General features: G+C 75.3%; 24 protein-coding genes. 7 read left to right on the forward strand and 17 right to left on the reverse strand.

Features of this window, described 5'->3' with window-relative positions; genetic code table 11:
• Positions 1 to 53 precede the first annotated feature (53 nt).
• Entirely contained in the window at positions 54 to 1568 is a 1515-nt protein-coding gene (locus tag ACFU74_RS22960; RefSeq protein ID WP_380759646.1) for a HEAT repeat domain-containing protein, read from the reverse strand.
• Between the two features lie 287 nt (positions 1569 to 1855).
• Here ACFU74_RS22960 and ACFU74_RS22965 point away from each other — a divergent pair, with 287 nt between their 5' ends.
• On the forward strand, positions 1856 to 2203 hold the full coding sequence (locus ACFU74_RS22965) for a hypothetical protein (protein WP_380759647.1): 348 nt from the start codon (positions 1856 to 1858) through the stop codon (positions 2201 to 2203).
• A gap of 20 nt (positions 2204 to 2223) precedes the next feature.
• Here the strand turns inward: ACFU74_RS22965 and ACFU74_RS22970 are convergent, their stop codons facing one another.
• Positions 2224 to 3714 carry a hypothetical protein gene (locus tag ACFU74_RS22970; RefSeq protein WP_380759649.1) on the reverse strand — a complete coding sequence of 497 codons (1491 nt, stop codon included), beginning with the start codon at positions 3712 to 3714 and terminating at the stop codon, positions 2224 to 2226.
• A 657-nt stretch (positions 3715 to 4371) separates the two neighbouring features.
• Between ACFU74_RS22970 and ACFU74_RS22975 the strand changes: the two genes are divergently transcribed.
• Complete coding sequence (locus ACFU74_RS22975) at positions 4372 to 5424, forward strand: aminoglycoside phosphotransferase family protein (protein ID WP_380759691.1); 1053 nt, start codon at positions 4372 to 4374, stop codon at positions 5422 to 5424.
• A 24-nt stretch (positions 5425 to 5448) separates the two neighbouring features.
• On the opposite strand, the gene ACFU74_RS22980 is transcribed toward ACFU74_RS22975, so the two are convergent.
• The 3 genes from ACFU74_RS22980 to ACFU74_RS22990 form a co-directional block, all read right to left on the reverse strand.
• A complete protein-coding gene (locus ACFU74_RS22980; protein WP_380759652.1) occupies positions 5449 to 6699 on the reverse strand; it encodes an acyl-CoA dehydrogenase family protein in 1251 nt (416 codons plus the stop codon).
• A gap of 412 nt (positions 6700 to 7111) precedes the next feature.
• Complete coding sequence (locus ACFU74_RS22985; protein WP_380759654.1) at positions 7112 to 7606, reverse strand: hypothetical protein; 495 nt, start codon at positions 7604 to 7606, stop codon at positions 7112 to 7114.
• Between the two features lie 697 nt (positions 7607 to 8303).
• On the reverse strand, positions 8304 to 8555 hold the full coding sequence (locus ACFU74_RS22990; protein ID WP_380759693.1) for a DUF397 domain-containing protein: 252 nt from the start codon (positions 8553 to 8555) through the stop codon (positions 8304 to 8306).
• 255 nt (positions 8556 to 8810) lie between these two features.
• Between ACFU74_RS22990 and ACFU74_RS22995 the strand changes: the two genes are divergently transcribed.
• Complete coding sequence (locus ACFU74_RS22995; RefSeq protein WP_380759656.1) at positions 8811 to 9341, forward strand: PTS-dependent dihydroxyacetone kinase phosphotransferase subunit DhaM; 531 nt, start codon at positions 8811 to 8813, stop codon at positions 9339 to 9341.
• 134 nt (positions 9342 to 9475) lie between these two features.
• Positions 9476 to 10405, forward strand: a complete 930-nt coding sequence (locus ACFU74_RS23000; protein WP_380759657.1) for an NAD-dependent epimerase/dehydratase family protein — start codon at positions 9476 to 9478, stop codon at positions 10403 to 10405.
• 38 nt (positions 10406 to 10443) lie between these two features.
• Here ACFU74_RS23000 and ACFU74_RS23005 read toward each other — a convergent pair whose 3' ends face one another.
• The 6 genes from ACFU74_RS23005 to ACFU74_RS23030 all read right to left on the reverse strand — a co-directional run bounded on the left by ACFU74_RS23005 (position 10444) and on the right by ACFU74_RS23030 (position 14986).
• Positions 10444 to 10932 carry an NUDIX domain-containing protein gene (locus ACFU74_RS23005; protein WP_380759659.1) on the reverse strand — a complete coding sequence of 163 codons (489 nt, stop codon included), beginning with the start codon at positions 10930 to 10932 and terminating at the stop codon, positions 10444 to 10446.
• A gap of 56 nt (positions 10933 to 10988) precedes the next feature.
• Complete coding sequence (locus ACFU74_RS23010) at positions 10989 to 11627, reverse strand: acetyltransferase (protein WP_380759661.1); 639 nt, start codon at positions 11625 to 11627, stop codon at positions 10989 to 10991.
• 25 nt (positions 11628 to 11652) lie between these two features.
• Positions 11653 to 12408, reverse strand: coding sequence for a sugar transferase (locus ACFU74_RS23015; protein WP_380759663.1), 756 nt, complete (start codon positions 12406 to 12408; stop codon positions 11653 to 11655).
• A gap of 42 nt (positions 12409 to 12450) precedes the next feature.
• Positions 12451 to 13635 (reverse strand): glycosyltransferase, encoded by a 1185-nt coding sequence (locus tag ACFU74_RS23020; RefSeq protein ID WP_380759665.1) that lies wholly within the window; start codon positions 13633 to 13635, stop codon positions 12451 to 12453.
• On the reverse strand, positions 13628 to 14470 hold the full coding sequence (locus ACFU74_RS23025; RefSeq protein ID WP_380759667.1) for a polysaccharide deacetylase family protein: 843 nt from the start codon (positions 14468 to 14470) through the stop codon (positions 13628 to 13630). Before ACFU74_RS23025 ends, ACFU74_RS23020 begins: the two co-directional genes overlap by 8 nt.
• Positions 14471 to 14716: 246 nt before the next feature.
• Positions 14717 to 14986 carry a hypothetical protein gene (locus ACFU74_RS23030; RefSeq protein ID WP_380759670.1) on the reverse strand — a complete coding sequence of 90 codons (270 nt, stop codon included), beginning with the start codon at positions 14984 to 14986 and terminating at the stop codon, positions 14717 to 14719.
• Between the two features lie 458 nt (positions 14987 to 15444).
• Between ACFU74_RS23030 and ACFU74_RS23035 the strand changes: the two genes are divergently transcribed.
• The gene (locus ACFU74_RS23035; RefSeq protein ID WP_380759672.1) at positions 15445 to 16527 is read left to right on the forward strand and encodes a polysaccharide deacetylase family protein; all 1083 of its coding nucleotides are present in this window, start codon (positions 15445 to 15447) and stop codon (positions 16525 to 16527) included.
• 633 nt (positions 16528 to 17160) lie between these two features.
• Here ACFU74_RS23035 and ACFU74_RS23040 read toward each other — a convergent pair.
• Positions 17161 to 17931 (reverse strand): glutamate racemase, encoded by a 771-nt coding sequence (locus tag ACFU74_RS23040; protein ID WP_380759674.1) that lies wholly within the window; start codon positions 17929 to 17931, stop codon positions 17161 to 17163.
• 18 nt (positions 17932 to 17949) lie between these two features.
• Between ACFU74_RS23040 and ACFU74_RS23045 the strand changes: the two genes are divergently transcribed.
• Positions 17950 to 19128 (forward strand): glycosyltransferase, encoded by a 1179-nt coding sequence (locus ACFU74_RS23045; protein WP_380759676.1) that lies wholly within the window; start codon positions 17950 to 17952, stop codon positions 19126 to 19128.
• Positions 19129 to 19152: 24 nt separating this feature from the next.
• Positions 19153 to 19899 carry an SAM-dependent methyltransferase gene (locus ACFU74_RS23050; protein WP_380759678.1) on the forward strand — a complete coding sequence of 249 codons (747 nt, stop codon included), beginning with the start codon at positions 19153 to 19155 and terminating at the stop codon, positions 19897 to 19899.
• 18 nt (positions 19900 to 19917) lie between these two features.
• Here ACFU74_RS23050 and ACFU74_RS23055 read toward each other — a convergent pair whose 3' ends face one another.
• The 5 genes from ACFU74_RS23055 to ACFU74_RS23075 all read right to left on the reverse strand — a co-directional run bounded on the left by ACFU74_RS23055 (position 19918) and on the right by ACFU74_RS23075 (position 25105).
• Entirely contained in the window at positions 19918 to 20793 is an 876-nt protein-coding gene (locus tag ACFU74_RS23055; protein WP_380759680.1) for an alpha/beta fold hydrolase, read from the reverse strand.
• Between the two features lie 50 nt (positions 20794 to 20843).
• Positions 20844 to 22043 (reverse strand): glycosyltransferase family 4 protein, encoded by a 1200-nt coding sequence (locus ACFU74_RS23060; RefSeq protein ID WP_380759682.1) that lies wholly within the window; start codon positions 22041 to 22043, stop codon positions 20844 to 20846.
• Between the two features lie 3 nt (positions 22044 to 22046).
• Positions 22047 to 23246 carry an ABC transporter ATP-binding protein gene (locus ACFU74_RS23065; protein ID WP_380759684.1) on the reverse strand — a complete coding sequence of 400 codons (1200 nt, stop codon included), beginning with the start codon at positions 23244 to 23246 and terminating at the stop codon, positions 22047 to 22049.
• On the reverse strand, positions 23236 to 24153 hold the full coding sequence (locus tag ACFU74_RS23070; protein ID WP_380759686.1) for an ABC transporter permease: 918 nt from the start codon (positions 24151 to 24153) through the stop codon (positions 23236 to 23238). The genes ACFU74_RS23065 and ACFU74_RS23070 overlap by 11 nt, the downstream gene beginning before the upstream one ends.
• 265 nt (positions 24154 to 24418) lie before the next feature.
• Complete coding sequence (locus ACFU74_RS23075; RefSeq protein ID WP_380759688.1) at positions 24419 to 25105, reverse strand: thiol:disulfide interchange protein DsbA/DsbL; 687 nt, start codon at positions 25103 to 25105, stop codon at positions 24419 to 24421.
• Positions 25106 to 25187: the final 82 nt, after the last annotated feature.

Raw genomic sequence — 25187 nt, forward strand, 5'->3', positions numbered from 1 at the left:
CCCGGGGGTGGACCGGCCCTCCTCGTCGTCCTCGAAGGGTCCCGGCAGCCGTCCTAGCGGCGTCGCTCGCGGGCGGCGGTCAGTCGGCCCCGGACGGCGGCATGGACCTCGGCCTCCTCGGCCGGGTCGGCGGCGAGGCGGCGCAGGCGCTCCAGCACGCGGGCGTCGCCGGTGGTGGCGACGTGCCTCGCGGCGAGCTCCCGGGTGGACTCCTCGCAGTCCCAGAGGCACTCGACGGCCGGCCCCTCGGGGAAGTGCACGTCGGTCGCGGCGAGCGCCCGGGCGGCCCGGCCGCGCAGGTCCGAGGAGACCGCCTCCCCGTAGATGTGGCGCAGGACCGGGACGGCCCCGGTGGCGGCCAGCCGCCCCGCGCCGTCGACCAGCGTCCCGAGTCCGGAGTCGGCGCCGGACACGCCGTGCAGCGAGACCCAGCGGCGCAGCCCGGCCACCACCAGCGGGCCGTCGGCGGGCTCGCCCGCGTCGGCCAGCAGCCGCACGGCGGCCTCGCCGAGGGCGCTGTCGGCGCCGCCGGTGGCCGGGTCGGCCCAGCGGCGGGCCCGGGCCAGCGCCTCCGGACCGCGCATCCGGCCGAGCAGTTCCAGGGCGAACCGGACCATCCGGTCGTCCACCTCGGCGGCGGCCGCCTCGATCAGGTCGGCCGCGGCCGGGTCGCGCTGGTCCACGAGGTAGCGCATGGCGGCCCGGCGGGCGCCGGGCAGTCCGGTGCCGGCCGCCTCCAGGACGGCGGGGCGGTCCTCGGGGCGGACCACGGCGGCCAGGCAGCGGGCGGCCGCGGCGGCACGGCGGTCCACCGCGTCGGGGCGGGCCGGGGAGCCGGCGTCGCGGGACGCCTCGGGGCGGGCCGGGCCGCCGGCGAAGGCGTCGGCACCGAGGCCGCCGAGCTCGCCCTGGTCGGCCCAGGCGAGGACGTCGGCGGTGGACCAGCCGGGGGTGACGCCGCTGCGGTTCACCTGGCGCTGCCACAGGTCGAAGGGGGACTGCTCGCCGGCCGCCGCGACTCTGGGGTGGTAGGCCGCCCAGAGCCGCCAGGGCCTGGGCTCGTAGGCGCCCCGGATGGTCTCGCGCAGCTCGGCGTCGCCCTCGGGGCCCGGCGGGAAGTGGTCCAGCACGGCGGTGCCGAGCAGCAGCAGGCCGCGGTCGTCGTCGCGCAGCGCGAGCTCGTCCAGCGCCCAGGCCCAGTTGGTACCGGTGGCGGCGTACTCGCGGAGCATGAGGAGGGCGTCCCGGCGGCCGTACGCGGCGAGGTGGCCGAGGACGGAGAGCGCGAGGCCGGTGCGGGCCTCGTCCTCGTCGAGGAGGTCCTCCGGGGAGTGGAGGTGGTCCTCGATGCCGTCGAGCGGCGCCTCGAGCTCCATGTAGAGGCGCGCGTAGTAGAGGGAGCGGTTCTCGACCTGCCAGTCGGCTCGCGGGTCCCTGGTGACGCACTCCTCCAGCGCGGCGATGGCCTCGGTGCGGTCGGCGGCCAGCGCATGGAGCTGCCCGTCACCGCGACCTCGCTGCAGGAGGCCGAGGAGGCTGGCACTGGGTGCTATCACTGGCTCGAACATGAGGTCAGCATCCGTTGCGGCGGTCGTAGTGGCAACGGGATTTCCGTCGCCGGGGTCTCTGGTCGGTACTGCGGTGGGCGCCCGGGCGCCGGAATCACCGAAGGTTACCGCTTCGGACAGCCCGTCGCACACAGGGCGACCGACCCTTTGTGCGCACTGGCATATGCCCGGTGGACTTTGTCTGCGTTCTGTCCAAATCGCCGACGGGTACCGGACCGCTGTGCGACAGTCGTTCCCACACCCGTCGGCCGACCGCCGTTGAACGGATGAGCGGACATGCCATGCCCATGACATCGAAGCCCGGCCGAGACCCGGTCGCCGCGGCCGAGTGGGATCTGCGCACCGACGCCGTGCGCTGGTCCGCAGAGGCCTTCCGGCTGCTCGGCTGCGACCCCGGCCGGGGCCCGCTCAGCCTCGACCGGCTGCCCGACCGGCTGAGCGAGGCGGACCGGCCGCAGCTGCGCCGGATGATGACCGACGCACTGGTGCACGGCCGGTACGCCGTCGGCACCCTCCAGGTCCGCCGGCCGGGCGGCGGGCACGGCATGGTGGAGTGCGCCGGCGAGCCCGTCCTGGGCACCGACGGCACCGTCACCGCACTGCGCCTGCTGCTGCGCCCGGCGAACCCCGGTTAGGCCCCCGGCCCGGGCGGACCTCAGACCGGCTGCGGCCGGTACTGGTACTTCGCCCCCACCGCCCTCAGCTCCCGGCCCAGCTCGTCCCGCAGCTCGTCCACCACCGGCACCCCCCGGTAGCGCGCGGTCAGCCGGTACATCTCCCGCAGCCGGTCCCACGTCCGGAGCGAGGAGTTCTGCCCGATCAGGCCCAGCGCCATCTTGACCTGGGTCTCCGCCGCGTCCGGCTCCCCGGTCAGCCAGTGCACCGAGGCCAGCGTGATCCGGTCGAACAGCGCCGAGCGCAGCTGGCCGGTCCCCTCCCGCAGCCGGATCACCCGCTCGGCGTGCCGGCGGGCCTGCCCGGCGGCCGACAGGTCGTGCTCGGCGAGCGTGCGCAGCACCAGCGCCTGCATCCCGCGCAGCTCCGCCTCGTCGAACACCTGCATCCAGGACGGCGGCGGACCGTCCGGCTCCTCCGCGAAGAGGTCCTCCGCCTCGCCCAGCAGCCGCCAGGTCGCCTGCGACTGCCCGATCGACGCGTGCGCCCACGCCTCGACGGTGTTCAGCATCGCCCGCGTCCTCGGCAGCATCCGTCCGCCGCTCGCCCGCGCCGCGGCCATCAGGTCGATCGCGTCGTCGGCCCGCCCGAGGTGCACCATCTGGCGCGCCGCCCGGGAGATCGCCTCCCCCGCGCGCGGCCGGTCCCCGGCCTCCTTCGCCGCCTCGGCGGCCAGCATGAAGTACTTCTGCGCGGTCGGCTCCAGCCCCACGTCGTGCGACATCCAGCCCGCCAGCACCGCGAGGTTGGCCGCGACCAGCCACAACCGCTGCTCCACCGACGGACTGTGCCGGTGCGTCAGCAGGCCTCCCACCTCGTTGAGTTGACCGACCACCGCCTTGCGCTGGAGGCCGCCGCCGCGGGCCGCGTCCCAGGCCCGGAACACCTGCACCGAGCGCTCCAGCGCCTCCACCTCGTCGAGCCCGACCGGGCCCGCGTCGTACAGGTCCACCACCGGCCGGACACCGCCCTGGGTGACCACCGGCCTCGGCCCGGGCGCCGAGGCCGCGTACGCGACCGCGTCCCCGCCCAGCCAGCCCTTCAACGAATCGGCGATGACCGCCCCGGCCGTGAGCGCGGCACCCGCGCCCACCAATCCACGTCGGTTCAGCATGAGGTCCATTCCCGTGAACTCGGTGAGGACCGCGGCCGTCCGATCCGGCTCCCATGACGACGTGGTGGCGGACTGCGCCGCTCCGGTCCTGGTGGGCCGGTGTCGTTCCAGACCGAGGTCCTCAGTGGTGACGACACGGCCGAGCCGCTCCGTGAACACGGCTGCCAGTACCCTCGGCACCGGATCGCGCGGGATCTCCCCCTGCTCGATCCACCGCCGCACCCGCGAGGTGTCGGTGGACAGCTGCTGCTGCCCCATCGCGGCACCACGCCTGTTGACCAGCCGCGCCAGCTCGCCCTTCGACCATCCGGTCAGGACGAACAGATCGGCGAGTCGGGTGTTGGGTCCCCTGCTCACGTGAAGCCCCCAGGTTCCTCGGCTGATCCGAGGCTAGAGGTTCCGTCACGTACCCGGCGAGCATTCGCCAGGCTTCGCCAGGGTCCGCCACATTACCAACCACCGTCATCCGGGTGTGATGTAGAGGTGCGCCACCTCGCCCCCGGGTCGGAGGGCGTCCCAGGCCGGTTCGGGGCTTCCCCCGCGCGGGTCGCGGGGCGTCCCCGGTCCTCACCCGAGGGGGTGGCGCGGCCGGGTGGCGCGGGGGCGCCGGGCACGGCCACGGCAGAACCGGCCATCCGCATTCCCCAGGGTGCGGACGGCCGGTCCACCGCCGCAGCACGGGGTTCCGGCCCCGGCGTCCGTGCCCGGCGCCCGCGCACCACCCGCCGGACCGACCAGGGCCCCGCCGCCGGACCAGGAACCCGGCGGCACCGGCCCGACCCCGCCCCCGCGGGGCGCATCCGAGACGGACCAGGAAGGGACCTCCCTCACCCCATGTACTCCTCAGCGACCTCCCCGACGCCGACCGCGCCCCGGACCGCGCTGCGCCCCCCCACCGCAGCCGCCGGCCGTCCCGGCCCGAAGCAGGTCCCGCCGCCGTCCCGGCCGCCCGCCCCCCGCGGCGCCGCCGACGGCCGGCCCGCGGACCCCCGGGGCCAGGCCGCCCGGACCGCGCTGGGGCTCCGCTCGCCCGAGACCGCCGCCCCGGCCGGCCCCCGCCTCCCCGGGGCCCGGATCCCCGCCGTCCGCCCGGGCGACGGCCGGCTGCTGCGGCCCCCGACCCGGCCGGGCCAGCCCGCGGCGCAGGAGCGGATCGACCCCTCGGCGCTCCAGACGCCGTCCGTCCGGGCCGCGCTCGCGGGCGTCTCGCGGATATGTCCCGCGTTCACCCCGCGCCAGGTGCTGCGCGAGGGGAGCCGCCACATCCTGGTGGCGGGCACCATCGGCCGGGCGCCGGTGGTCGCCAAGTGCCTCGCCCCGCAGGCGGTCCGGAGCGAGTACTTCGAACAGCTGGTGGCCGATTTCCACCACGAGGTCGCCGTCTACCGGGCCTTCGTCCGGCACCGCCCGCCGGTGCGGCTGCCCCGGCTGGTGGCCGCCGACCACGACCGCTGCGTGCTCGTCATGGAGCGGGTGCCCGGCCGGCCGGCCGCGCGGGAGCGCCACCCCGCCAACGCGCCGACCCCGGGCGAGGTACGGGCGCTGCTCACCGCCGTCCGCACGCTCAACCTGTGGCGGCCGCCGACCGACGTCTTCCAGCCCCGGCTGGACTACCAGTTGGAGATCGCCCGCTACCACTCGGTGGGCCAGCTCACCGACCGGGACGCCGGGGACCTGCGCGGCCTGCTGCACGGCCTCGGGCACGCCCCGCTCCAGCTCTGCCACGGCGACGCGCTGCTCAGCAACATGCTGCTGGCACCGTCGGGGCCGGTGCTGGTCGACTGGGAGCAGGCCGGCTGGTACCTGCCCGGCTACGACCTGGCGGTGCTCTGGAGCGTGCTGTCCGGGGACACCGCGGCCCGTCGGCAGATCAGCCAACTCGCCCAGAGCGGCGGCACCCTGGCCCGGGACGCGTTCCTGGTGAACCTGGTGCTGGTGCTGATGCGCGAGATCCGGCTGTACGACGTGCCGGGCGCCGGCGAGGAGCAGCGGATCATGATCCGCCGGCTGTACGACGACGCCGCGCTGGCCCGCCGCGCGGTCCGGGCCGCCGTCGGGACGCGGTGAGGCCCTCCGGGGGCCGGCGCCCGGTCAGGGCCGGGCGCCGCGTTCCAGGGCGGCCCGGCCCGCGGCCTCCAGGACGGCCTCGTCGGGCGCCAGGTGGACCCGGCTGCTGAGCACGTCCCGCAGGTAGCGCTCCAGCGGGTGACGGCGGCTCAGTCCCGGGTTGCCGGTGAGCGAGACGGCCTGCTGGACGGCGGCTATCGCCGCCCGGGTGGCCAGCAGATGGGCCGGGCCGGTGCGGGCGACCGCGTCCGGCTCGGCCCGGTCGACGCGGGGGGCGAGCCCGTGCACCAGTTCCTCGGCGCCGATCAGCTGGGTCTCGATCTCGCCCAGCGCGCCGCGGTAGCGGGGCAGGCTGCCGAGCGGCTCGGTGAGATTGGCCGGAGTTCGCTGGTGCAGGAAGCGGACCAGCCAGTCCTGGGCCGAGCGGGCGACCCCGACGGCCACCGCGGAGAGCGCCAGATCGTGCCAGGCCCGGGCCAGTTCGGCCGCCGGGACGGCCCCGGTGGCGTCCGGCGCGGCAGCGGCGGCGGAGCGCGCGGCGGCGCCGGACGCGCCCCTTCCGGCACCGCCCTTGGACGGGTTCAGGCCGAGTGCGAGCTCGGCGGGCACCCGCACCCCGTCCAGCACCACGTCGTGGCTGGCGCTGGCCCGCAGGCCGAGCTGGTCCCAGGTCGGGTCGACTTCCAGGCCCTCGCTCTCGCCGCGCACCAGGAACGTCCCGGTCCGGGGCTCCGGCTCGTCGGTCCGGGCGGTCACCGCCATCCAGGCGAGCGCCTCGGCGCCGGTGCAGTACGTCTTGCGGCCGGTGAGCCGCCAGCCCGTGCCGTCCCACCGGGCCACCGTGGCCGGCGGCTCGCCGCTGCGGGCGCCGGGCTCCACCCGCAGGGTGTTGACCAGGGCCGGGCCGCGCCGGGACTCGGTGAGCAGCCGCCGGTAGCCGGCCGTCGGCCAGTTCGCCGTCCGCGCCTGTTCGGCGTGCTGGAGCAGGGTGAACGCGGTGACCACGGCCACCGAGGCGTCCCCGCGCCCGAGTTGGGACAGGACCTGGACGGTGTCGGCGAGCGTGCCGCCGGGCCCGCCGTAGCGCCGGTCGACGGTCAGGGTGAGCAGTCCGGCCTCGTGCACGGCCTCGATGCCCTGGTACGGGAAGGTCGCGTCGCGGTCGTGCTCCTCGGCCCGGGCGGCCAGCAGGTCGACGACCCTGGGCAGCCCGGCGAGGGCGGCCTCGACGGGGGACGGGGCGGCGGACGGCTGGTCGGCAGCAATGGTGCTCATCGGGCAGGTGCCTCCGGGCGGCAGCGTGGGCTCAGACTCCTCGACACGCCGGGACGGGCGCGCGGTACCGGTGGGCGACCCCGGAGACCGGCGGAACGCCCGCCCCCGGAACCCGGGTTCAGCGGAACGCCCGCCTCCGGACCGGCGACGGCTGCTCGGCCGGCCGCCCGCCGCCTCGGGGACGGATCCCCCTCAGTGGCCCGGACACACCGCGCTGGCGGTGCGCCGCAGGTCGAGGTAGCTGCGACGGGTCAGCAGCGGGAGACGGCACGACATGTCCGCGACTTTACGAAGCCGTGATCGAGGCCGTCAAGCAGCGCCCGAAGCCCGGACGAGTGGGGTGGCGGGAGCGGCCCGAGCAGCGGAACGGGAAGCGGAATCCTGCCCTCCGGGGCAGTTCTCCGACGCCCGGTCAGCCCTGCTGGAACATGTCCGCGGGCAGCGGCTTGAGCAGCTGGTAGAGGTCGTCCGAAATCGGTCGGTCCCAGGAGGCGATGGTGACCTGCACGCCGTCACTCCGGCCGAACTGGGCACAGAAGACCCGGCCCTCGCTGACCTTGACCTTCTTCACGATCAGCAGGTCGTCCCCGAGCATGACCGGGAAGTCCTCCGCCGAGACGAACTCGACCGGTTCCTCGTCCCCCAGCGCGGCGAGCAGCTGGCGCACCTCGAAGGGCACGCTGTCGCCGGTGTCCCGGGCCGGCGAACCCTCGGGGAGGTTGCCGATGAACATCGCCGGGCCCCTGCCGCCGAACAGGTCGTAGCGCAGGAAAATCCCCTGGCAGGAGCCGTCCGAGCCGGTCATCATGGCCGCACCGAAGTCGCCGGGCCAGTCGCCCGGGTCCATGGCGAGCACGTCGAAGTCCGGGCCGGTGGGCTGACCGGAGCGACGGCGGAGAAAAGACATGGGAACATCGTACGTGCCCGGCACACCACGCTCGCGGGGTGGGTGGGGCACCGGACGGAGATCCACGCTCAGAGACCAATGTTGACTCTGAGCAACCGTCCGGGCTACGTTCGGTTCAGCACGACAGCCGTTCTGGGTTTCACCCTTCGGGGGGACGGCATGTCGCAACGCGGCCCTACACGCGTTTCCCTCACTGTGCACACCGTCGTGCCGATCCGCCGAGCACCCAGCTTCGACGTCGCACACCGCACAGCACACAAGCCAACAGTTCCATGCACCAAAGAGCAAGGTCCGCGGGGCCCCGGCCCGTCGCTCCCGCGGATCTGCTCGGGACGCCGCCGCGTGGGGGCGTGCGGGTCCCGAGCAACGGCACCGACGCCCGAGTCGCTCTCGGGCCCGGAGCCATCCTCCCGGCGACTGCCGGCCCCTCGTGGGCCGGGACCGGCCGACGCACCCCCGGTGCGCAGGGGATGACTGGGAGGAGACTCGGCAGCGCTGCCGGGTTGCACAGCAGGCGCCGTGTCTGGCCGCGTGGGGGCGGTGGGCACGGCGTCTGCCTGTGCTCATACTCTGAGCTGCGTTTGTCCAGCAGTCAACAGAAATTATGACGGGGCACGCTCAAATGTGATCGGAATGATGACCCCCGGAGACCTTCGGGTGCGGCCGGACGCCCCGCGGGACGTCCGGCCGGATCCGGTCAGGTGAGGTCGAACTCGCCGTCCCGCGCGCCGAGCACGAAGGCCCGCCACTCCCCGGGCGTGAAGACCAGGACCGGGCCGTCCTCCTGACGGCCGTCCCGCATGCCGATGTAGCCGTCCACGAAGGCGATCTGGACGTCGCCCACGCCCTGGCTGCTGCAGAGCCAGGTCGCCCCGGTGAAGTCCACCTTCGGCTTCCCGTTCGCGCCGAACTCCGCCGCTCCCGACGACTCGACCCCGACCGACTCCACCCCGGTCCCGCTGTTGGCTGCCACTGCTGGTCTCTCCTCCCGACGGCCTGAACGGCCTCAGCCTAGTCACCCGCACGGCCCCGGTCAGCGGGATCGGGAGGACTCCCCCGACCGGGTCCGACGGCCCCTCAGCGGCTCCGGGCCGCCCCGCCGGGCGCGTGTCCCGCGCGGGCGGGCGGCGGGCGAACTGCCAGAGTGTGGGGAACCCCCACCGGGCCCCACCGGGCCCCCGACCGAGCGCCCGAGGAGCAGCCGATGAGCCGCCGGGACGGCACCCGCGCCGATGTCATCCCCATCTCCGACGCCCCCTCGGCCCACCCCCCGGCGCCCCGCACCCCGGCCCCGCTGCCCCGGCCCGCCCCCGGCCGGCCGCCCGCGCACGGCCGGGTCGGCGTGGTGCTGGTCTCGCACAGCCAGGAACTCGCCACCGCGGTGCGCGCCCTCGCCCTCGCGCTGACCGGCGACGGCTCCCCCACCCCGGTGGCCGCGACCGGCGGGGACCTGGTGGCCGGCCCCGGGATCAGCGCCGTCCTGGTCGCCGCCGCCACCCGGCGGGTCGACCAGGGCCACGGCGTGGTCGTCCTGGCCGACCTCGGCGGCGCGGTGACCACCGTCCGCGCGCTGCTCGCCGACGCCGACGAGCACGGCCTGCCGTTCCCGGTCCGGTTCGCCAACGCCCCGTTCGTCGAGGGCGCGGTGGCCGCGGTCGCCACCGCCACGGCCGGCGGCGACCTCGCGGCGGTGCTGGACGCCGCCGAGGAGGCGTACCGCCAGCCCAAGGGCTGAGCGGCCCGCGACGCGGCCGTCCCGTCCGCTTCCGGCCGTTCTCGGGGTTCCGCCACACCGCCGGTGACCGCGCGGCTACCATCGGCGCAGGGCCGGCCGAGGGGCCGCCCGGTCGTGAGGGGGGATCCTCAGCCATGCGCGTGGTCGTCACCGGCGGAGCCGGATTCATCGGGGCCAATCTGGTCCGGGCCCTGCTGGCCCGGCCCGAGGTGGACCAGGTCCGGGTCGTGGACGACCTCTCCACCGGGAACAAGGCCAACCTGTCCGGCACCGACGCGGTGCTCCACGAGGGCACGATCCTCGACCCGGCGCTGCTGGACGAGGCCTTCGCCGGCGCCGACGCCGTGGTCCACCTCGCCGCGCTGCCCTCGGTGCCCCGCTCGGTCGCCGACCCGCTGGCCAGCCACCACGCCAACGCCACCGGCACCCTGGAGGTGCTGGAGGCGGCCCGCCGCGCCGGGGGCCTGTACGTGGCCGCCGCGTCCTCCTCCTCGGTCTACGGCGCCAACCGCGAGCTGCCCAAGCGGGAGACCATGCGCACCGCGCCGATGAGCCCCTACGCGGTCAGCAAGCTCGCCACCGAGTCCTACCTGGCCGCCTACCACCACTGCTACGGGCTGGGCGTGCTCCCGCTGCGGTTCTTCAACGTCTTCGGCCCGCTGCAGCCCGCCGGGCACGCCTACGCCGCCGTCGTCCCGGCCTTCCTGGACGCCGCGCTGGCCGGGCGGCCGGTGACCGTGCACGGGGACGGCGGGCAGAGCCGGGACTTCACCTTCGTCGGCACCGTCACGCAGGTGATCACCGAGGCGGTGCTGCGCCGGGCGGTGCACGCCGACCCGGTGAACCTGGCGTTCGGCACCCGCACCTCGCTGCTGGAGCTGATCGGCGAGCTGGAGACGGTGCTGGGCCACCCCGTCGAGGTGGCGCACGTCGACCCGCGGCCCGGCGACGTCCGGGACTCGCAGGCCGACAACGCGCGGCTGCGGGAGCTGTTCCCGGACGTCCGGCCGGTACCGCTGCGCGAGGGGCTGGAGCGGACCGCGGACTGGTTCCGCGGCCTCTAGGCCCGCTCTTTCGGATCACGCCGGGCGGCGGCCGCCGGTCAGGGGAGCAGCGCGCCGTTCCACTCGAAGACGGCCTCGGCCCGGCCGGCCACCGCCCGGTGGATCCAGGCGAGTTCCTTCTCCGCCATCGGCGGCAGCGCGTCCAGGGCGTACCAGCCGACGGCGAGGGTCTCGTCCTCGTCCAGCCGGATCTCGCCGCCCGCCGGGCGGCAGCGGAAGACGAGTTCCAGGTACTGCGTCATGTCGCCGTTGGGGTAGGTGACCTCCGGCGAGACGGTGACGGTCACCAGCCGCTCCGGGACGGCGACCACGCCGCTCTCCTCCAGGCACTCGCGGACCGCGCCGTCGGCGGGCTGCTCGCCCGGGTCGAGGATGCCGCCGGGCGGGGTCCAGCAGCCGTCGTCGGAGCGCTGGACGAGCAGCACCCGGCCGTCGTCGTCCAGGACGACCGCGACGACGGCGCTGAGCCAGAGCATGCGGGGGCCGACCACGGCGCGGAGGTCGGCGAGGAACTCGGGAATGGCCATGGCCCGCACCCTATCCGGGCGCGGGCCGGGCACCGTCGGGGTCGGCCGCGGCCCGCTCAGTCCGTGGCCGGCCGGTCCTTGCGCAGCGGGCGGGCCGGGGAGCCGACCACCACCTCGCCGGGCGGCACGTCCCCGGTCACCACGGCGGCGGCGCCCACGAAGGCGTCCTCGCCGACCTTGCGGCCTTGCAGGACCACCGCGTTGGAGCCGACGGTGGCGCCGTCCGCCAGCAGCACCGCGCCCGAGACGTTCCCTCCCGGAAGAACCGTCACCCGCTCGCCGAGCACCGCGTCGTGCCCGACCGTCGCGTTGTACTGGACCTGGCTGTGCGCGCCGAGCCGGACGCTGCTGGACACGTAGGCGCCGCCCATCACCAGGCAGCCGGGCCCGAGCACGGTGTCCGGGGCGATCAGCGCCCGGGGGTGGACGAGGGTGGCCGGCTCGCCGCCCAGGCCGTCCAGCAGGGCGGCGAGCCGCCGCCGGACGGCCGGGTCGGCGATCCCGATCAGGTAGCGGGCGCCGGCTTCGAACTCGGCGGGCCTGCGGACGGGCAGGCCGCGGACGCTGCTGTACGGGGCGTCGTCGAGGAAGCCCGCGACCGGGACGCCGGCCGCGAGCGCGGTGTCCAGCACCTCGCGGCCGAGGCCCCCGGCGCCGGCGATCCAGAGCCCGCGAGGGGCGGTTGCGGAGGTCACGGGGCCATCCTGCCCGGTCCGGTGGTCAGGACGCCTCCTCGACGGCCGCGTGCACCGGCGCCGGGCGCACCGGCGGGGCCGGCCGGGGCGCGGTGCGGTTCGCGGTGCTCTGCCGGGGTGCCGTGCCCTGCCGGGGCAGGTTGATCACGGCGGGCGGCGGCTCGTTCCCGGCCGCGGGCACCGGCACGGCCGTGTCGGCGGGCTCGGTGGGCGCCGGGAAGCCCGGGTTGACGCCCCCGGCCGCGGTGATCCCGGCCGGGCGCAGCAGTACCTTGACGGTCAGCAGCAGGATCCGCAGGTCGAGTGCGAGCGAACGGTTGCGCACGTACCAGAGGTCGAGTTCGATCCGCTCGGGCCAGGTGATGGAGTTGCGCCCCCGCACCTGCGCCCAGCCGGTGAGGCCGGGGCGGACGTCGAGCCGGCCGCGCTGCCGGCGGGAGTAGTGGACGACCTGCTCGGGCAGCGTGGGCCGGGGCCCGATCACGCCCATCTCGCCGCGCGCGACGTTCCACAGCTGCGGCAGCTCGTCCAGGCTGGTCCTGCGCAGCAGTTCCCCGAGCCGGGTGATCCGGGGAGCGTCCGGCTCCTCGGGGAAACGCCTGTCCCGCATGGTGCGGAACTTGAGGATCTCGAACTCCTTGCCGTGCAGTCCCGTCCGGGTCTGCCGGAAGAGCACCGGTCCGCCCATCGTGCAGCGGATCAGCAGGGCGATCACCAGACCGAGCGGAATCGCGACGATCCCGGTCAGGACGGTGATCGCGAGGTCCCCCCCTCGCTTCATGACGGTCCTTCCCCCTGATGCGGTGTGTGGTCGTGGGTGGGCTCAGCCGACCGCCCAGGGCAGTCCCTTGGCGCGGGCGACGGCCGCGTAGGTGGCCAGCGAGACGGCGGCGACCGCGCGCTGGTCGAACCGCGCCGTGGCGCGGCGGCGGGCCGCGGCGCCGAGGCGCTCGCGCAGGCCGGGCTCGGTGAGGAGCCGGTCCAGCGCGTGGGTGAGGGCCCGGGCGTCGCCGGGCGGGGCGAGGAGCAGGTGCTCGTCGTGGGTGCCGATCTCGCGGCAGCCGCGGATGTCGCTGAGCACCATCGGCAGGCCGCCGGCGGCGGCCTCCATGGCGGAGCGGGAGAACCCCTCCCGGTAGGAGGGGAGCACGAAGACGTCCAGGGCCGCGTAGACGGCGGGCATGTCGCCGCGCGGGCCGGGGAAGGCGACGCCGGACTCGGCGCCGTGGGCGTCCGGCTTGTCCGGGTCGTCCGGGCCGATCCAGACGAACCGGGCCTTGCCGGCCAGCGCCCGGGCCGCCTCGGCGTACTCGCGGATGCCCTTCTCGGCGACCCGCCGCCCGACCCCGCCGACCAGCAGCTCGTCCGGCCCGACGCCGAGCTCGGCGCGCAGCCCGGCACGCAGCCGGGCGCGCTCGCCCGGGTCGGTGGCGAAGCGGGTGAGGTCCACGCCGTTGCCGACCACCCGCGAGCGGCGGGCCGGGACGGCTCGGGCCAGGGTGCGGCGGTCCTCGCCGTTCTGGTACAGCTCGGCGTGCGAGAAGCGGGCCGCGAAGGCCTCGGCGCCCAGGACGAACGCCCGCTTGGCGAGCGGGTCGTGGGCCTGCGCCCAGAGTCCGTGGCAGGTGTTCACCACGACCGGGACGCGGGCGAGGCGGCCGAGGACCCGGCCGAGCACGCCGGTCTTGGGGTTGTGGGTGTGCAGCACGTCCGGGCGGATCCGGCGCAGCACGGCGAGCAGTTCGCGGGCGGCGGCGGCGTCGGCGCGCGGCTCCCAGGCCCGGGTGAGGGTGTGCAGCGGCTCGTGGCGCACCCCGATCGCGGTCAGCTCGGGGACGTACGGGCCCGGCGCGCTGATCCCGTAGGTCTCGAAGCCGGCCTCCAGGTCGACCTTCAGCTCGGTGGCGAGCAGCAGTTGGAGGCTCATGTCGACGGTGGTGAGGTGGGCGACGCGCAGCGGACGGCCGCCGGGGCCGCGCAGGCGGCGCGGGATCCGGTCCTCAGGCACGGGCGCCCACCGCCTTCGCGGTGGCGACGATCCGGGCGTAGGCGAGTTCGGGGATCAGCCGGCCGTACAGCTTGGCGCGGAAGAAGTCGATCGGGTCGGTGCGGCGGACCGGCACCCGGCGCAGCCGGACCGGGTCCACGCCGGGGGTGTTGCGGCCGACCTCGCCGGTCGCGGCGGTCCGGAAGCGGGCCCGCAGGGCCGGTTCCATGTGCGGGACCGGTACGCCCCAGGTGTAGGCGTAGTGGCGGGGGCGTACGCCCAGGTGCTCCTCGACGTCGTCGTTGCAGGCGTCCAGTTCGGCGGTGGAGAGGAGTTCGGGGCGGGCGTGGCTGCGGGTGTGGTTGGCGACCGTGCACAGGCCGGAGGCGGTCATCTCGCGCAGTTGCGCCCAGCTGAGCGCGGGGGCGCCGGCCGCCTTGGCGGTCGAGCCCTCCCAGCGCATCTCGCCGCCGACGTGGCCGCTGGCCAGGTAGACCGTGAACGGCAGCCGGCGTTCGCGCAGCAGCGGCCAGGCGTTGTCGTAGACGTCCGCGAAGCCGTCGTCGAAGGTGAGGACGACGCTCGGGGTGCGGCGCCCGGCCTCGATCCGGTCGGTGGCCTCGTCCAGGGAGACCACCCGGCCTGGCGGCAGCTCGGCGAGCAGGTCGGCCTGGGCGGCGAAGTCGGCGGCGGACACGTCCAGCTCGTCCGGGCTCCCGCCGCCCACCCGGTGGTAGATCAGCACGGTGGCGCCCTCGCCGGGGCCGGTCCCGACCCGGCGTGCCAGCTGTCGCTTCACCCGGGCCCGGATCCCCCCGTTGGCCGGGGCCGTTCCGGGCACGGCGGTGCCGCTCATCCTTCCCCCCTCTGCGGCGCCCTCCCCGGCACCGTCAAGTGGCCTCGCATCCGGTGCGGTCGGCACCCCGGACGGACATCACAGTAGGGGGAACTGTGGGGCTGGTGCCCCGGAATTGTGAAAGAAGCGAGAAGGAGTTGGCAGATGGGCTGAAAACCTGCCGATCTGACCGGTTGGACTCGATCGGGTGAGCGGTGATTGAGCGGTTTCCCGCGCGCCCCACCGTCCGCCGTCCGCGCTCCGTACTCAGGCCGCCGCGCGCCGACGGCGGAACAGTGCGAAACCGATCCGGCCGAGCAGCAGCACCCCGGCCGCGAGGCAGCCGGCCACCGCCATCGCCCACGCCGGGCCGTCACTGTCCGGAACCACGACCGCCACCACGATCCCCAGCACGAGGCAGGCCACGCCCACCAGCGCGAGCGGCACCTGGTGGGTGACCAGCGGGCCACCGTGGCAGTACCGGGCCATCCGGGTCGCGCCGCGCGGGTGGAGGTGATCACGTTCCGCATCTGCCATGAGCCCAAGGTACCCCGGAGCGGCCCCGCGGGCAGCATGCGCGCGGCGATCGGGCGGACACTCTCGGTGACGGACCGGGGGTGGGGCAGGGGACCGGCCGGGGCCGGGCGTGGCGGGTGTTCGGGAAGGTGTTCCGGAGTGGTCCCGGGCCCGTTACGGGCTCGTTCCGGAATTGTTCCCGGTCGTCGAAAAAACCTTGCCGGTCCGGTACAACCCTCAACGAGGTGTAGCTGTCTCCATTACATTGAGCGATCCAGGAGCCGTCCGCGGTGCGGGTTGGGAGTCCCCGCCGCGGGCCGGAAATACCCAGGGGGCGGAGCCGCCGTGCCCTGGAGTCGGAGGCCGGGCTCCGTCCTCCGGCGGTACCGCCACGCCGCATCGGCGACCGAGGGGGAACCGTGCCGCAGTCCCATTCCACGACGTCGACCTCCGGCCCCACGGCCCGTGACAGGGCCCTGGTGACCGCCCTGTCGGACCTGCGGCCCCCGCCGACCACCGCCGCCCCGCCCGGGACCGCCACCGTGACGACCGACGGGCAGCCGATCGTCACCCCACCGGCCGGCCTACTTCCGGCGGTCCTCCCGCCGGGCGGCCGGGCCCTGCGGTCCGCCGCCACCCGGGCCTGCCACCCCGCCGACGCGCGCGGCGAGTGGCTGCGGTTCGCCCCCGTCCAGCCCCTGTTCCGCGCCCGGGCGGCGCAGCGGCTCGCCGTACTCGCGTACCACGGCGTGACCGACCCGCGCTCCTTCGGCGCCCAGCTGGACCGGCTGCGAAGACTCGCGACCCCCGTCTCGCTGGCCGCCGTGCAGCAGGCCGTCGCCGAACGGCGACCGCTGCCCGCCCGCAGCGTCCTGGTCACCTTCGACGACGCCGACCGCAGCGTCCTCACCCATGCGCTGCCCGCGCTGATCGAACGCGGAATCCCGGCCGCCGCCTTCGTCATCTCCGAGCTGATCGGCACCGAGAAGCCGTTCTGGTGGCACGAGGCCGACTTCCTCGCCCGGCACGGCGGACGCGCCCGCTCGCTCGACTGCGGCCACCCCTCACAACTGCTCCGCCGGCTCAAGGCGATGCCCGACCCGGACCGCCGGCGCAGCCTGCACGAGCTGCGGGTCAGCGCCGACCGGCGACCGCCCGGCCAGGAACAGCTCACCCCCGCCGATCTGCTCGCACTGCGCGAGGGCGGGGTCGCCATCGGCAACCACACCCAGGGGCACCCGTGCCTGGGCCGCTGCGACGACGCCACCGTCCGGGCGGAGATCACCGGCGCCCACGAAGCCCTCACCCGCTGGCTCGGCGAGCCCCCGGTCGCCTTCGCCTATCCGGACGGCGGCCACGACGCCCGGGCCGAAACCGTCCTCCAGGAGCTGGGCTACCGGCTCGGCTTCCTCTCCGACCACCGCCTCGGCCCCCGGCTCCCCTCCCACCCTCTCCAGATCAGCCGGCTCCAGGTGGACTCGACCACCAGCACACGGCGCTTCGACACCATCCTCTCCGGTCTCGAACCCGCCTACCGCCGCTGGCGCGGCCACGCCGCCTGACCCTCCCCCGCGCAGGAAGTCGCCCCACCGACTTCCTGCGCCCGCAGGACCGCAGGACCGCAGGCTCGCCGGAGGTCGGCGCCGCTGACTTCCTGCACCACCGCAGCCCTCACGGCGGCTGCCACCGCCTGCCGGGGGCGGGCACTGTTCGAACCACCGGGCCCGGCCAGCCGCCGCGTGCCACTCGCCCCTCGTGTTCGGTGTCAGGGTCACGGCCCGCCTGCCCTCGCCGCTACAGCGCGCTGCCGCCCCTCCCCCACGGCCACACGCCGACAGCCCGCCACAGCCGGCTGCGGCCTGAGCCGCCCGCGAGGCCTCCGGGAGAGCAACGACATCGGCCACATTCCGCGCGCGCCCCTCCTGCTGCGCGCGACGCCCCACCGACCTCCCGCTCCCGCCAGCGCGCGACCGCCGCCGGGGCCACCAAGAGCTGCCACAACACCAAGGCACCCGACCCCCGCCAGAAGTCGGCCACGTCGACTTCCCACTCCCACGGGCACACCACCACCACGCGGGCTACTCACGAGGGCACCTGGAGGAACGCCCGCCCCTCCAGAGGTCGGCCCCTCCGAGCGGTGCCGGGGCGGCAGGGTCTCCCGACGTCGCTGCGCCCCGCAAGGGTGGCGGGGGGGGTCAGGGGGTGGGGGCGGTGAGGGGGAGGGTCTGGGGGTAGGCGAGGGCGGCCGGGGGGAGGGTGGTGGGGGTGCCGGCGTGGAGGACGGTGAGGGTGGCGGTGCCCTCGCGGGTGGGGTCGAGGACGCGGCGCAGGGCCTGGGCGGCGACCGGTTCGGCGGAGCCGTGCAGGGTCAGCGTCGGCAGGGCGGTCGGGGCGACGGCGGTGCGGATGCGGTCGGCGACCAGCTCGTAGTGGGTGCAGCCGAGGACGACGGCCGCCGTGCCGGCCGGGGTGCGGGCGGCCGCATCGGCGATGGCCGCCTCGATGGCCGCGTCGTCGCCGTGCTCGACGGCGTCCGCGAGCCCGGGGCACGCGACCTCGGTGACGGCGGCCGTCCCGGCGAAGTCGCGGATCAGCCCGCGCTGGTAGGCGCTGCCGGTGGTGGCGGGGGTGGCCCAGATGGCGACCGGGCCGCCGAGTGCGGTGGCCGGCTTGATCGCCGGGACGGTGCCGATGACCGGCAGCCCGGGCTCCAGCTCGGCCCGCAGGGCGGCGAGCGCGTGGACCGAGGCGGTGTTGCAGGCGACGATCAGCGCGTCCGGCCGGTACTCGGCGGCGGCCCGGGCGCAGCCGAGGGCGAGTTCGGTGATCTCCTCGGGCGTGTGCGGTCCCCAGGGCATCGAGGCGGGGTTGGAGGAGAGCACCAGATCGACGTCCGGACGCAGCGTCCGGAGTGCGGCGGCGGCGGCCAGCAGGCCGATTCCCGAGTCCATCAGTGCGATCTTCACGGGTCAAGACTTTAGTCGATGGCCCGCGTCGGCCCCCTGGTGCGGCAGACTGCCCGGGTGACCGTCCTGCTGTGGATCGCCGCGTTCTCCCTGCTGGTCTGGCTCTGGCTGGCGGGCTGCCACGGGTTGTTCTGGCGCACCGACGTCCGGCTGCCGCCGCGCCGCGCGCCGGAGCGCTGGCCGCAGGTGGCGGTGGTGGTGCCGGCCCGGGACGAGGCGCAGGTGCTGCCGGTGTCGCTGCCGAGCCTGCTGGCGCAGAAGTACCCGGGGCGGGCCCGGGTGGTGCTGGTGGACGACCACAGCACGGACGGGACGGGCGCCCTGGCGCGCTCGCTCGCCGCCCCGGACGGACTGGAGCTGACGGTGACCACCCCTCCCCCGCTGCCGCCGGGGTGGACGGGCAAGCTGTGGGCGCTGCGGCACGGGGTGGAGCTGGCGGGCCCGGACGCCGAGTACCTGCTGCTGACCGACGCGGACATCGCCCACGGGCCGGATTCGCTGGCCGAGCTGGTGGCCGCGGCGCAGAGCGGCCGGCTGGACCTGGTGTCGCAGATGGCCCGGCTGCGGGTGGAGACGGGCTGGGAGCGGCTGATCGTGCCGGCCTTCGTGTACTTCTTCGCCCAGCTGTACCCGTTCCGGTGGAGCAACCGGCCCGGCGCCCGGACGGCCGCGGCGGCGGGCGGCTGCTCGCTGGTGCGGCGGGAGGCGCTGGAGCGGGCGGGCGGGGTGGCCGCGATCCGGGGCGCGGTGATCGACGACGTGTCGCTGGCCCGGGCGGTGAAGTCGGCCGGGGGCCGGACCTGGCTGGGGCTGGCGGAGCAGGTGGACAGCGTGCGGCCGTACCCGCGGCTGGAGCAGCTGTGGCGGATGGTGTCGCGCAGCGCGTACGCCCAGCTGCGGCACTCGCCGGTGCTGCTGCTGGGGACGGTGCTGGGGCTGGCGCTGGTGTACCTGGTGCCGCCGGTGGCGGCGGTCGCCGGGCTGTCGGCGGGCGCCTGGCCGGTGGCGGCGGCGGGCGGGGCGGCCTGGGCGCTGATGGCGGGGACCTTCGTGCCGATGCTGCGCTACTACGGCCGGCCGCCGGCGGCCGCGCTGCTGCTGCCGTTCACGGCCTCGCTCTACCTGCTGATGACGGTCGACTCGGCGGTGCAGCACTGGCGCGGCAGGGGCGCCGCCTGGAAAGGCCGGACGTACTGAAGCCGGGTGGGCCACACTGGTCGGATGGACCGTCAGACGATCTCCCGGCTCGCGCACGCCCGTCATCCGGTCGCCGCGCCGCTGTCCGACGCGTCGGTGGGCGCGCTGCTGGAGCGGGCGCTCGCGCCCGAGCCGGAGGGGCGGGCGCTGGACCTGGGGTGCGGGCGGGCGGCGTGGCTGCTGCGGGCGCTCGGCGCGCGGCCCCGCTGGCGGGCGGTCGGGGTGGACGTGGACGCGGCGGCGCTGGCCCTGGCGCGGGAGTCGGCCGAGGCGCTGGGGGTGCAGCGGCGGATCGGCCTGCACCACCAGGACGCCCGGGAGTTCACCGACGACAGGCCCTTCGAACTGGTCCTGAACGTGGGCGCCACGCATGTCTTCGGCGGCCTGCTGCCGGCGCTGGACGCGGCCCGGGCGTTCCTGGCGCCGGGCGGCCGGGTGCTGGTCGGCGAGGGGTTCTGGGAGCGCGAGCCCTCGGCGGCGGCGCTGGCCGCGCTCGGTGCCGGGCGCGAGGACTACGCGGACCTGGCCACCACCGTGGACCGGGTGGCGGCGGACGGCTGGACGCCGGTGTCCGGCCATGTGAGCACCCGACAGGAGTGGGACGACTACGAGTTCTCCTGGACCGGCTCGCTCGCCCAGTGGGCGCTGGACCGTCCGGAGCACCCGGACGCCGCGGACGCCCGGGCGGCGGCGGACCTGCACCGCGCCGAGTGGCTGCACGGCTACCGGGGGACGCTCGGCTTCGTCACCCTGCTGCTGCGCCGCGACTGAACTCCCCCCGCATCCGGCCTACTTCTGGGTGCGGGCGAGGAAGTCGTCGATCAGCGGGGCGATCTCGGGCAGCTTCTCCTCCAGGGCGAAGTGCCCGGTGTCGAGGACGTGCAGTTCGGCGTCGGGCACGTCGCGCAGGTAGGCGCGGGCGCCGGGCTCGGTGAAGAACGGGTCGTTGCGGCCCCAGACGACGAGGGTGGGCGGGCGGTGGGTGCGCAGCCACTCCTGCCAGACGGGGTAGAGCTCGACGTTGCGGTGGTAGTCGAGGGCGAGTTCGACCTGGATGTCCTTGCGCCCGGGCAGGTCGAGGTGGTGCTGGTCGAGGGTCCAGCCGTCGGGGGCGACCAGGGCGGGGTCACCGGTGCCGCCCTCGTACTGGGAGCGGGTCATCTCCAGGGTGAGGATGGTGCGGACGCGCTCCTCGGCGCCCTCGACGCCGGGGCGGTTGGCGATGAACGCGCGGGCCTGCTCGGAGAGCCCCTCCTCGTAGGCGTTGCCGTTCTGGACGACCAGGCCGGTGATCCACTCGGGGTGGCGGGTGGCGAGGCGCAGGCCGACGGGGGCGCCGAAGTCGAAGACGTAGAGGGCGAACCGGTCGAGGCCGAGGGCCCGGCAGAAGCCCTCGACGACGTCGGCCAGGGTGTCGAAGCGGTAGCGGAAGGCGTCGGGGGCGGGGCTGTCGCTGTGGCCGAAGCCCGGGTAGTCGGGGGCGATCAGCCGGTAGCGGGTGCCGAGCGCGTCGAACAGCCGGCGGTACTGGTGGGAGGCGGACGGGAAGCCGTGCAGCAGCAGGAGCACGGGGGCGTCGGCCGGCCCGGTCTCCCGGTAGAAGACGCGCAGGCCGTCGACGTCGGCGTGGCGGTGGTGGACGTGCGGGATCGTCAGCTCGCTCATGCTAACCATTAAACATGCGAGTAGCGGTTAGAGGAAGGGCTGAGCGGGCGTCACCGCCCCAGCAGCCGCAGCGCGGCCGGCTTGGTGAACTCGTAGCGGGTCATCTGCTCCAGGTCCTTCAGCCAGCTCGCCGCCCGGCCGGGCCGGGCCAGCGCCCGGGCGTAGAGGTCCTCGAAGGCGGTGGTGACGCTCTCCAGCGAGAACCGGCCGACCACCCACTGCCGCCCCCAGTCGCCCAGCTCGGCCCGGCGCGCCGGGTCGTCGAGCAGCCCGCGCAACTGGCCGGCCAGCGCCTCGGGGGCGCGCGAGCCGTCGCCGAAGCCGTACATGCAGCGCGAGGCGTGCGGCTCGACCAGCGGACCCGGCTCGTGCACGGCGGTGTAGCCGGCCGCGCCGTGCACCACCACCGGCTTGCCGAAGGCGAGGCCGCGCAGCGCCGAGCCGCCCATGCCGAGCACGATGTCGGCGGCCTGGTACGCCGGGCGCGGGTCGGCCAGCTGCCCGGGGACCAGCACCGCCGGGCGCCCCAGCTCCGCGTTGGCGGCGGCCGCGCGGACGCGCAGCGGCTCCAGGCTGGGACCGGCGCCGACGATCACCAGCCGCACCCGGGGGTCGTCCAGCCGCCGGACGGCGTCCACGGTCAGCTCCGCGCCGGCGTCCTTCTCCAGCGCGGGCACCAGCCGGGTGACGATGACCAGCAGCGACTCGTCGTCCCCGATGCCGTGTTGGCGCCGGAACGCCGCCCCGTCGACCAGCCCGGGGGCGTCCGTGGCGGTGTTCACCGGCGGCTCGATCAGGCTGACGTCCCGGTGGCCGAAGGCCCGGCCGTCGCCCAACAGCGCGCCCAGGCCCAGCACCAGCGGCTGGTGGCGGGGCATGCCGCGCAGCATCCGGATGCCGTAGAAGGTGGTGACCACCGGCAGCCGGCCCAGCCGCCCAGGCCCGAAGAAGGCGTTGCGGGCCGCCCGGACCTCCCAGGCGTGCAGCAGCTGGCTGCCGTGCTCGGCGGCCAGCCGGCCCAGCCGGCGCCGGACCTCGGCGTGCGGGGTGTCGGGTCCGCCCGCCACCACCACGTCCAGGCCGTGCCCGGCGGCGACGTCGACCATCGGCGCCGGACCGGCCACGCCCTGGGCGAACAGCACCGGGTCGTGGCCCCGGTCGCGCAGGGTGCGGGCGATGTCGACCGCGTTCAGCTGGGCGCCGCCCAGGGCCAGGTTGTTGAGATGGACGAGCACCCGGACCGGTCGCACGCCTCACTCCTCCCAGTGGTGCGCGACGAACACCGGCGCGGCCAGCACCACGGCGCGCGGCGGGGAGTCCAGCATCGGCCCGAAGACGTCGAACTGGCCGGTGGAGTGCCAGCTCATCAGCGTGCCGCCGTCGGTCCTGCCGATGCTGTAGACGCCGGCCCAGAGCGTGTAGCGGCCGCGCGGCAGCGGCAGCCGGGGGATCACGCAGGTGACCGTGCGGTCCCCGCCGGTCAGCCGGATCTCGTGGCTGATCTGGAAGATCGGGCTGGAGGTGCCCTCGCTGACGCCCAGGTGCAGGGTCGCGTCGCCCCGGTAGTCGCCGCCCAGGGTCAGCTCGACGGTCATCGGCTCGTCGGTGGTGAGGCTCTCCCGCCCCTCGCCGCGCACCTCGTGCTTGAGCAGCTGGATCGGCTCGCCGGTGCGCCCGCCGGCCTCGGACTGCGCCTCGATGGAGTCGCGGTAGCCGGCCATCGCCTCCCTGATCCCGGCGTCCACCCGGATCGAGCCCTGCTCCAGCCAGATGCCGCGCCGGCAGATGGACTCCACGGCGGGCAGGTCGTGCGAGACGAAGACGATGGTGGTGCCCTGCTCGGCGACCTCGCGCATGCGGTCCAGGCAGCGCTGCTGGAACACCGCGTCGCCGACCGCCAGCACCTCGTCCACCAGCAGGACGTGGGGCTCCAGGTAGGCGGCGACGGCGAAGCCGAGGCGCATCTGCATGCCCGAGGAGTAGAACTTCACCTGCCGGTCGATGGCGCCGCCGAGCCGGGCGAACTCCACGATGTCGTCGAAGCGGGTGGCCACCTCGCGCCGGCGCAGGCCGAGCAGCGCGCCGAACAGGTAGATGTTCTCCCGGCCGGTCAGGTCGGGGTGGATGCCGGCCCGGATCTCGATCAGCGCGCCGATCCGGCCGCGTACGTCGATCACCCCGCCGTACGGGTACATCACCCGGGTCAGCATCTTGAGCAGGGTGGACTTGCCCGAGCCGTTGGAGCCGATGAGGCCGACCGACTCGCCCGGCTCGATGTGCATCGAGATGTCGCGCAGCGCCCAGCGCCAGTCCTCGCCCTTCTCGCCGCGCAGCCGGCGGGCCATCGAATCGACCTTGTCGCGCAGCAGCATCCGCTGCTGGTCGGCCTTGAAGCGCTTCCACACCTGCTCGGTGCGGATGGTCCCCAGCGGGAGGGTCCGGTCAGGCGACATCGGCGATCCCCGTCTCCAGCTTCTTGAACAGCAGGTAGCCGCCGACCAGGAACACCACCGAGGAGACCGCGGCGATCGTGGTGAGCGAGGCGTCGGGCGCCTGGCCGTACAGCAGGGCGTTGCGGTAGCCCTCGATCACGGCGCCGAGCGGGTTGAAGCCGACGTACACCTCCTGGAGGGTCTCCGGGATCTGGGCCAGCGGGTAGGCGACGGGGGTGGCGAAGACGCCCATCTGGGTGATGATCGGCAGCAGGTGGCGCACGTCGCGCAGGTAGACCACGGCCACCGACAGGACCAGGGCGATGCCGTAGGTGAAGGCGAACTGGATGCCCAGCAGCGGCACCACCCACAGGAAGGTGGCCGCGGGGGCGGTCCAGAAGACCAGGAACAGCAGGCCGAGCACGGCGGTGCCGATCAGCATGTCGACGGTGGCGACCAGCATGGTGGCGAGCGGGAAGACCTCGCGCGGGCAGTACACCTTGTTGAGCAGGCTGAGGTTGTTGGCCAGGCTCAGCGCGCCCTGGTTCATGGTGTTGCTGAAGAACTGCCAGACGATCAGGCCGACGTAGGCGAACAGCGGGTACGCGGCGCCCTCGGTGTCGACGTGCACGGCGCGGCGGAACACCAGGGTGAAGATGGCGCACAGCGCCAGCGGGGTGAGCACCGCCCAGGCGAAGCCGAGCACGGCCTGCTTGTAGCGGGCGCGCAGGTCGCGTTCGGCGAGCGCGCGGACGAGTTCACGGGCGCCCCACAGCTCGCGGGCGACCCGGGCCGGGCGGAGCCGGCGTTTGAAGATCAGCTCGGGCGGCGGCCCGTCGGCGGCCGGCGGGCGTCGCCCCGGGGCCTGCGTTGTCTGGCTGTCGTCGCGCCCGTCGACGAGCTGCGCGCGTTGTCCCCCCACGGACATCTGCCCTCTCCGGTACCGGCGGTATCGAGAAGTGGGCCTGTCGCAGCGGTGTTTGACGACCTCTCGACGCGGCCCGGCCCCACTCTGGCACAGAGTGTGGCCGCGGGGGGTCGGTTCGGTGAAGGTGGGCGGACTCCCCCTGGCCGAAGGGGCGGGCCGGCCCGGGAGGGGGCCGACGGCACGGGAAGGGGCCGACGGCACGGGAAGGGGCGGGCCGGCCGCCGCTGCGGCCGACCCGCCCGGGGGCGGTCGGTGGAGAGGTGGATCAGTGCAGCGTGTGGGCGCGCGGGTGGCGCTGCTGGTCCTGGGCGACCAGGCGGTCCAGCACCGCGGGCATCGCCTCGACGCCGCCGGCGGTGGTCGGCGAGGTGCGCTCCTCGCCCTGGACGACCACGGTCGGCAGCTCCTTGATGCCGTACCGGATGAACAGCTCGGCCGCCTCGTCGACCGAACGGGCCACCGCCTCCGAGCGGTAGGCCTCGCGGAAGCGCTGCTGGTCGACGTTCTGGGTCTGCGCCCACGCGGCGGCGCCGTCCTCGGCGGTGAGGTCCCGGTCGTCGGTGTGGACGGCCCGGAACGCGGCCTCCTGGAGGCGCTCGACCAGGCCGAGGCGCTCCAGCGTGTAGTACAGCCGGGCGTGGCCGCGCTGCACGGCCTCCTCGCGGGCGCCGGGCCAGATGGCCGGGACGCGGCGCAGGTCGGCGTCCGCGCGGTGGCGCTCGGTCCAGGCCTGGAGCGGCCGCTCCAGCGCCTGGGAGTGCCCGCAGTCGTACCAGAAGAACTCCAGCGCCTCCGTACGGGCGCTCTCGCGCACCGGCTGGATGGTGTCGAGGCGGGAGAACGGGTTGCCCCCGAGGAGCGGTTGGTGGCTGGCGGCGGCGGCCGGGAGGGGGGATGCGGCGATCCCGGCGGCGACGGCCAGCAACAGGGTGGTTCGAAGGATCGACTTCACACGGGGAGTGTGGCCCGTGACGGGGCGGCGACGGCCAGTCGTCCCGGTGCGTCGGGCCGGGATTCGCCTAAAAGGCGCACCC

The organism is Kitasatospora sp. NPDC057500, assembly GCF_042802195.1.
Taxonomy (GTDB): Bacteria; Actinomycetota; Actinomycetes; order Streptomycetales; family Streptomycetaceae; genus Kitasatospora.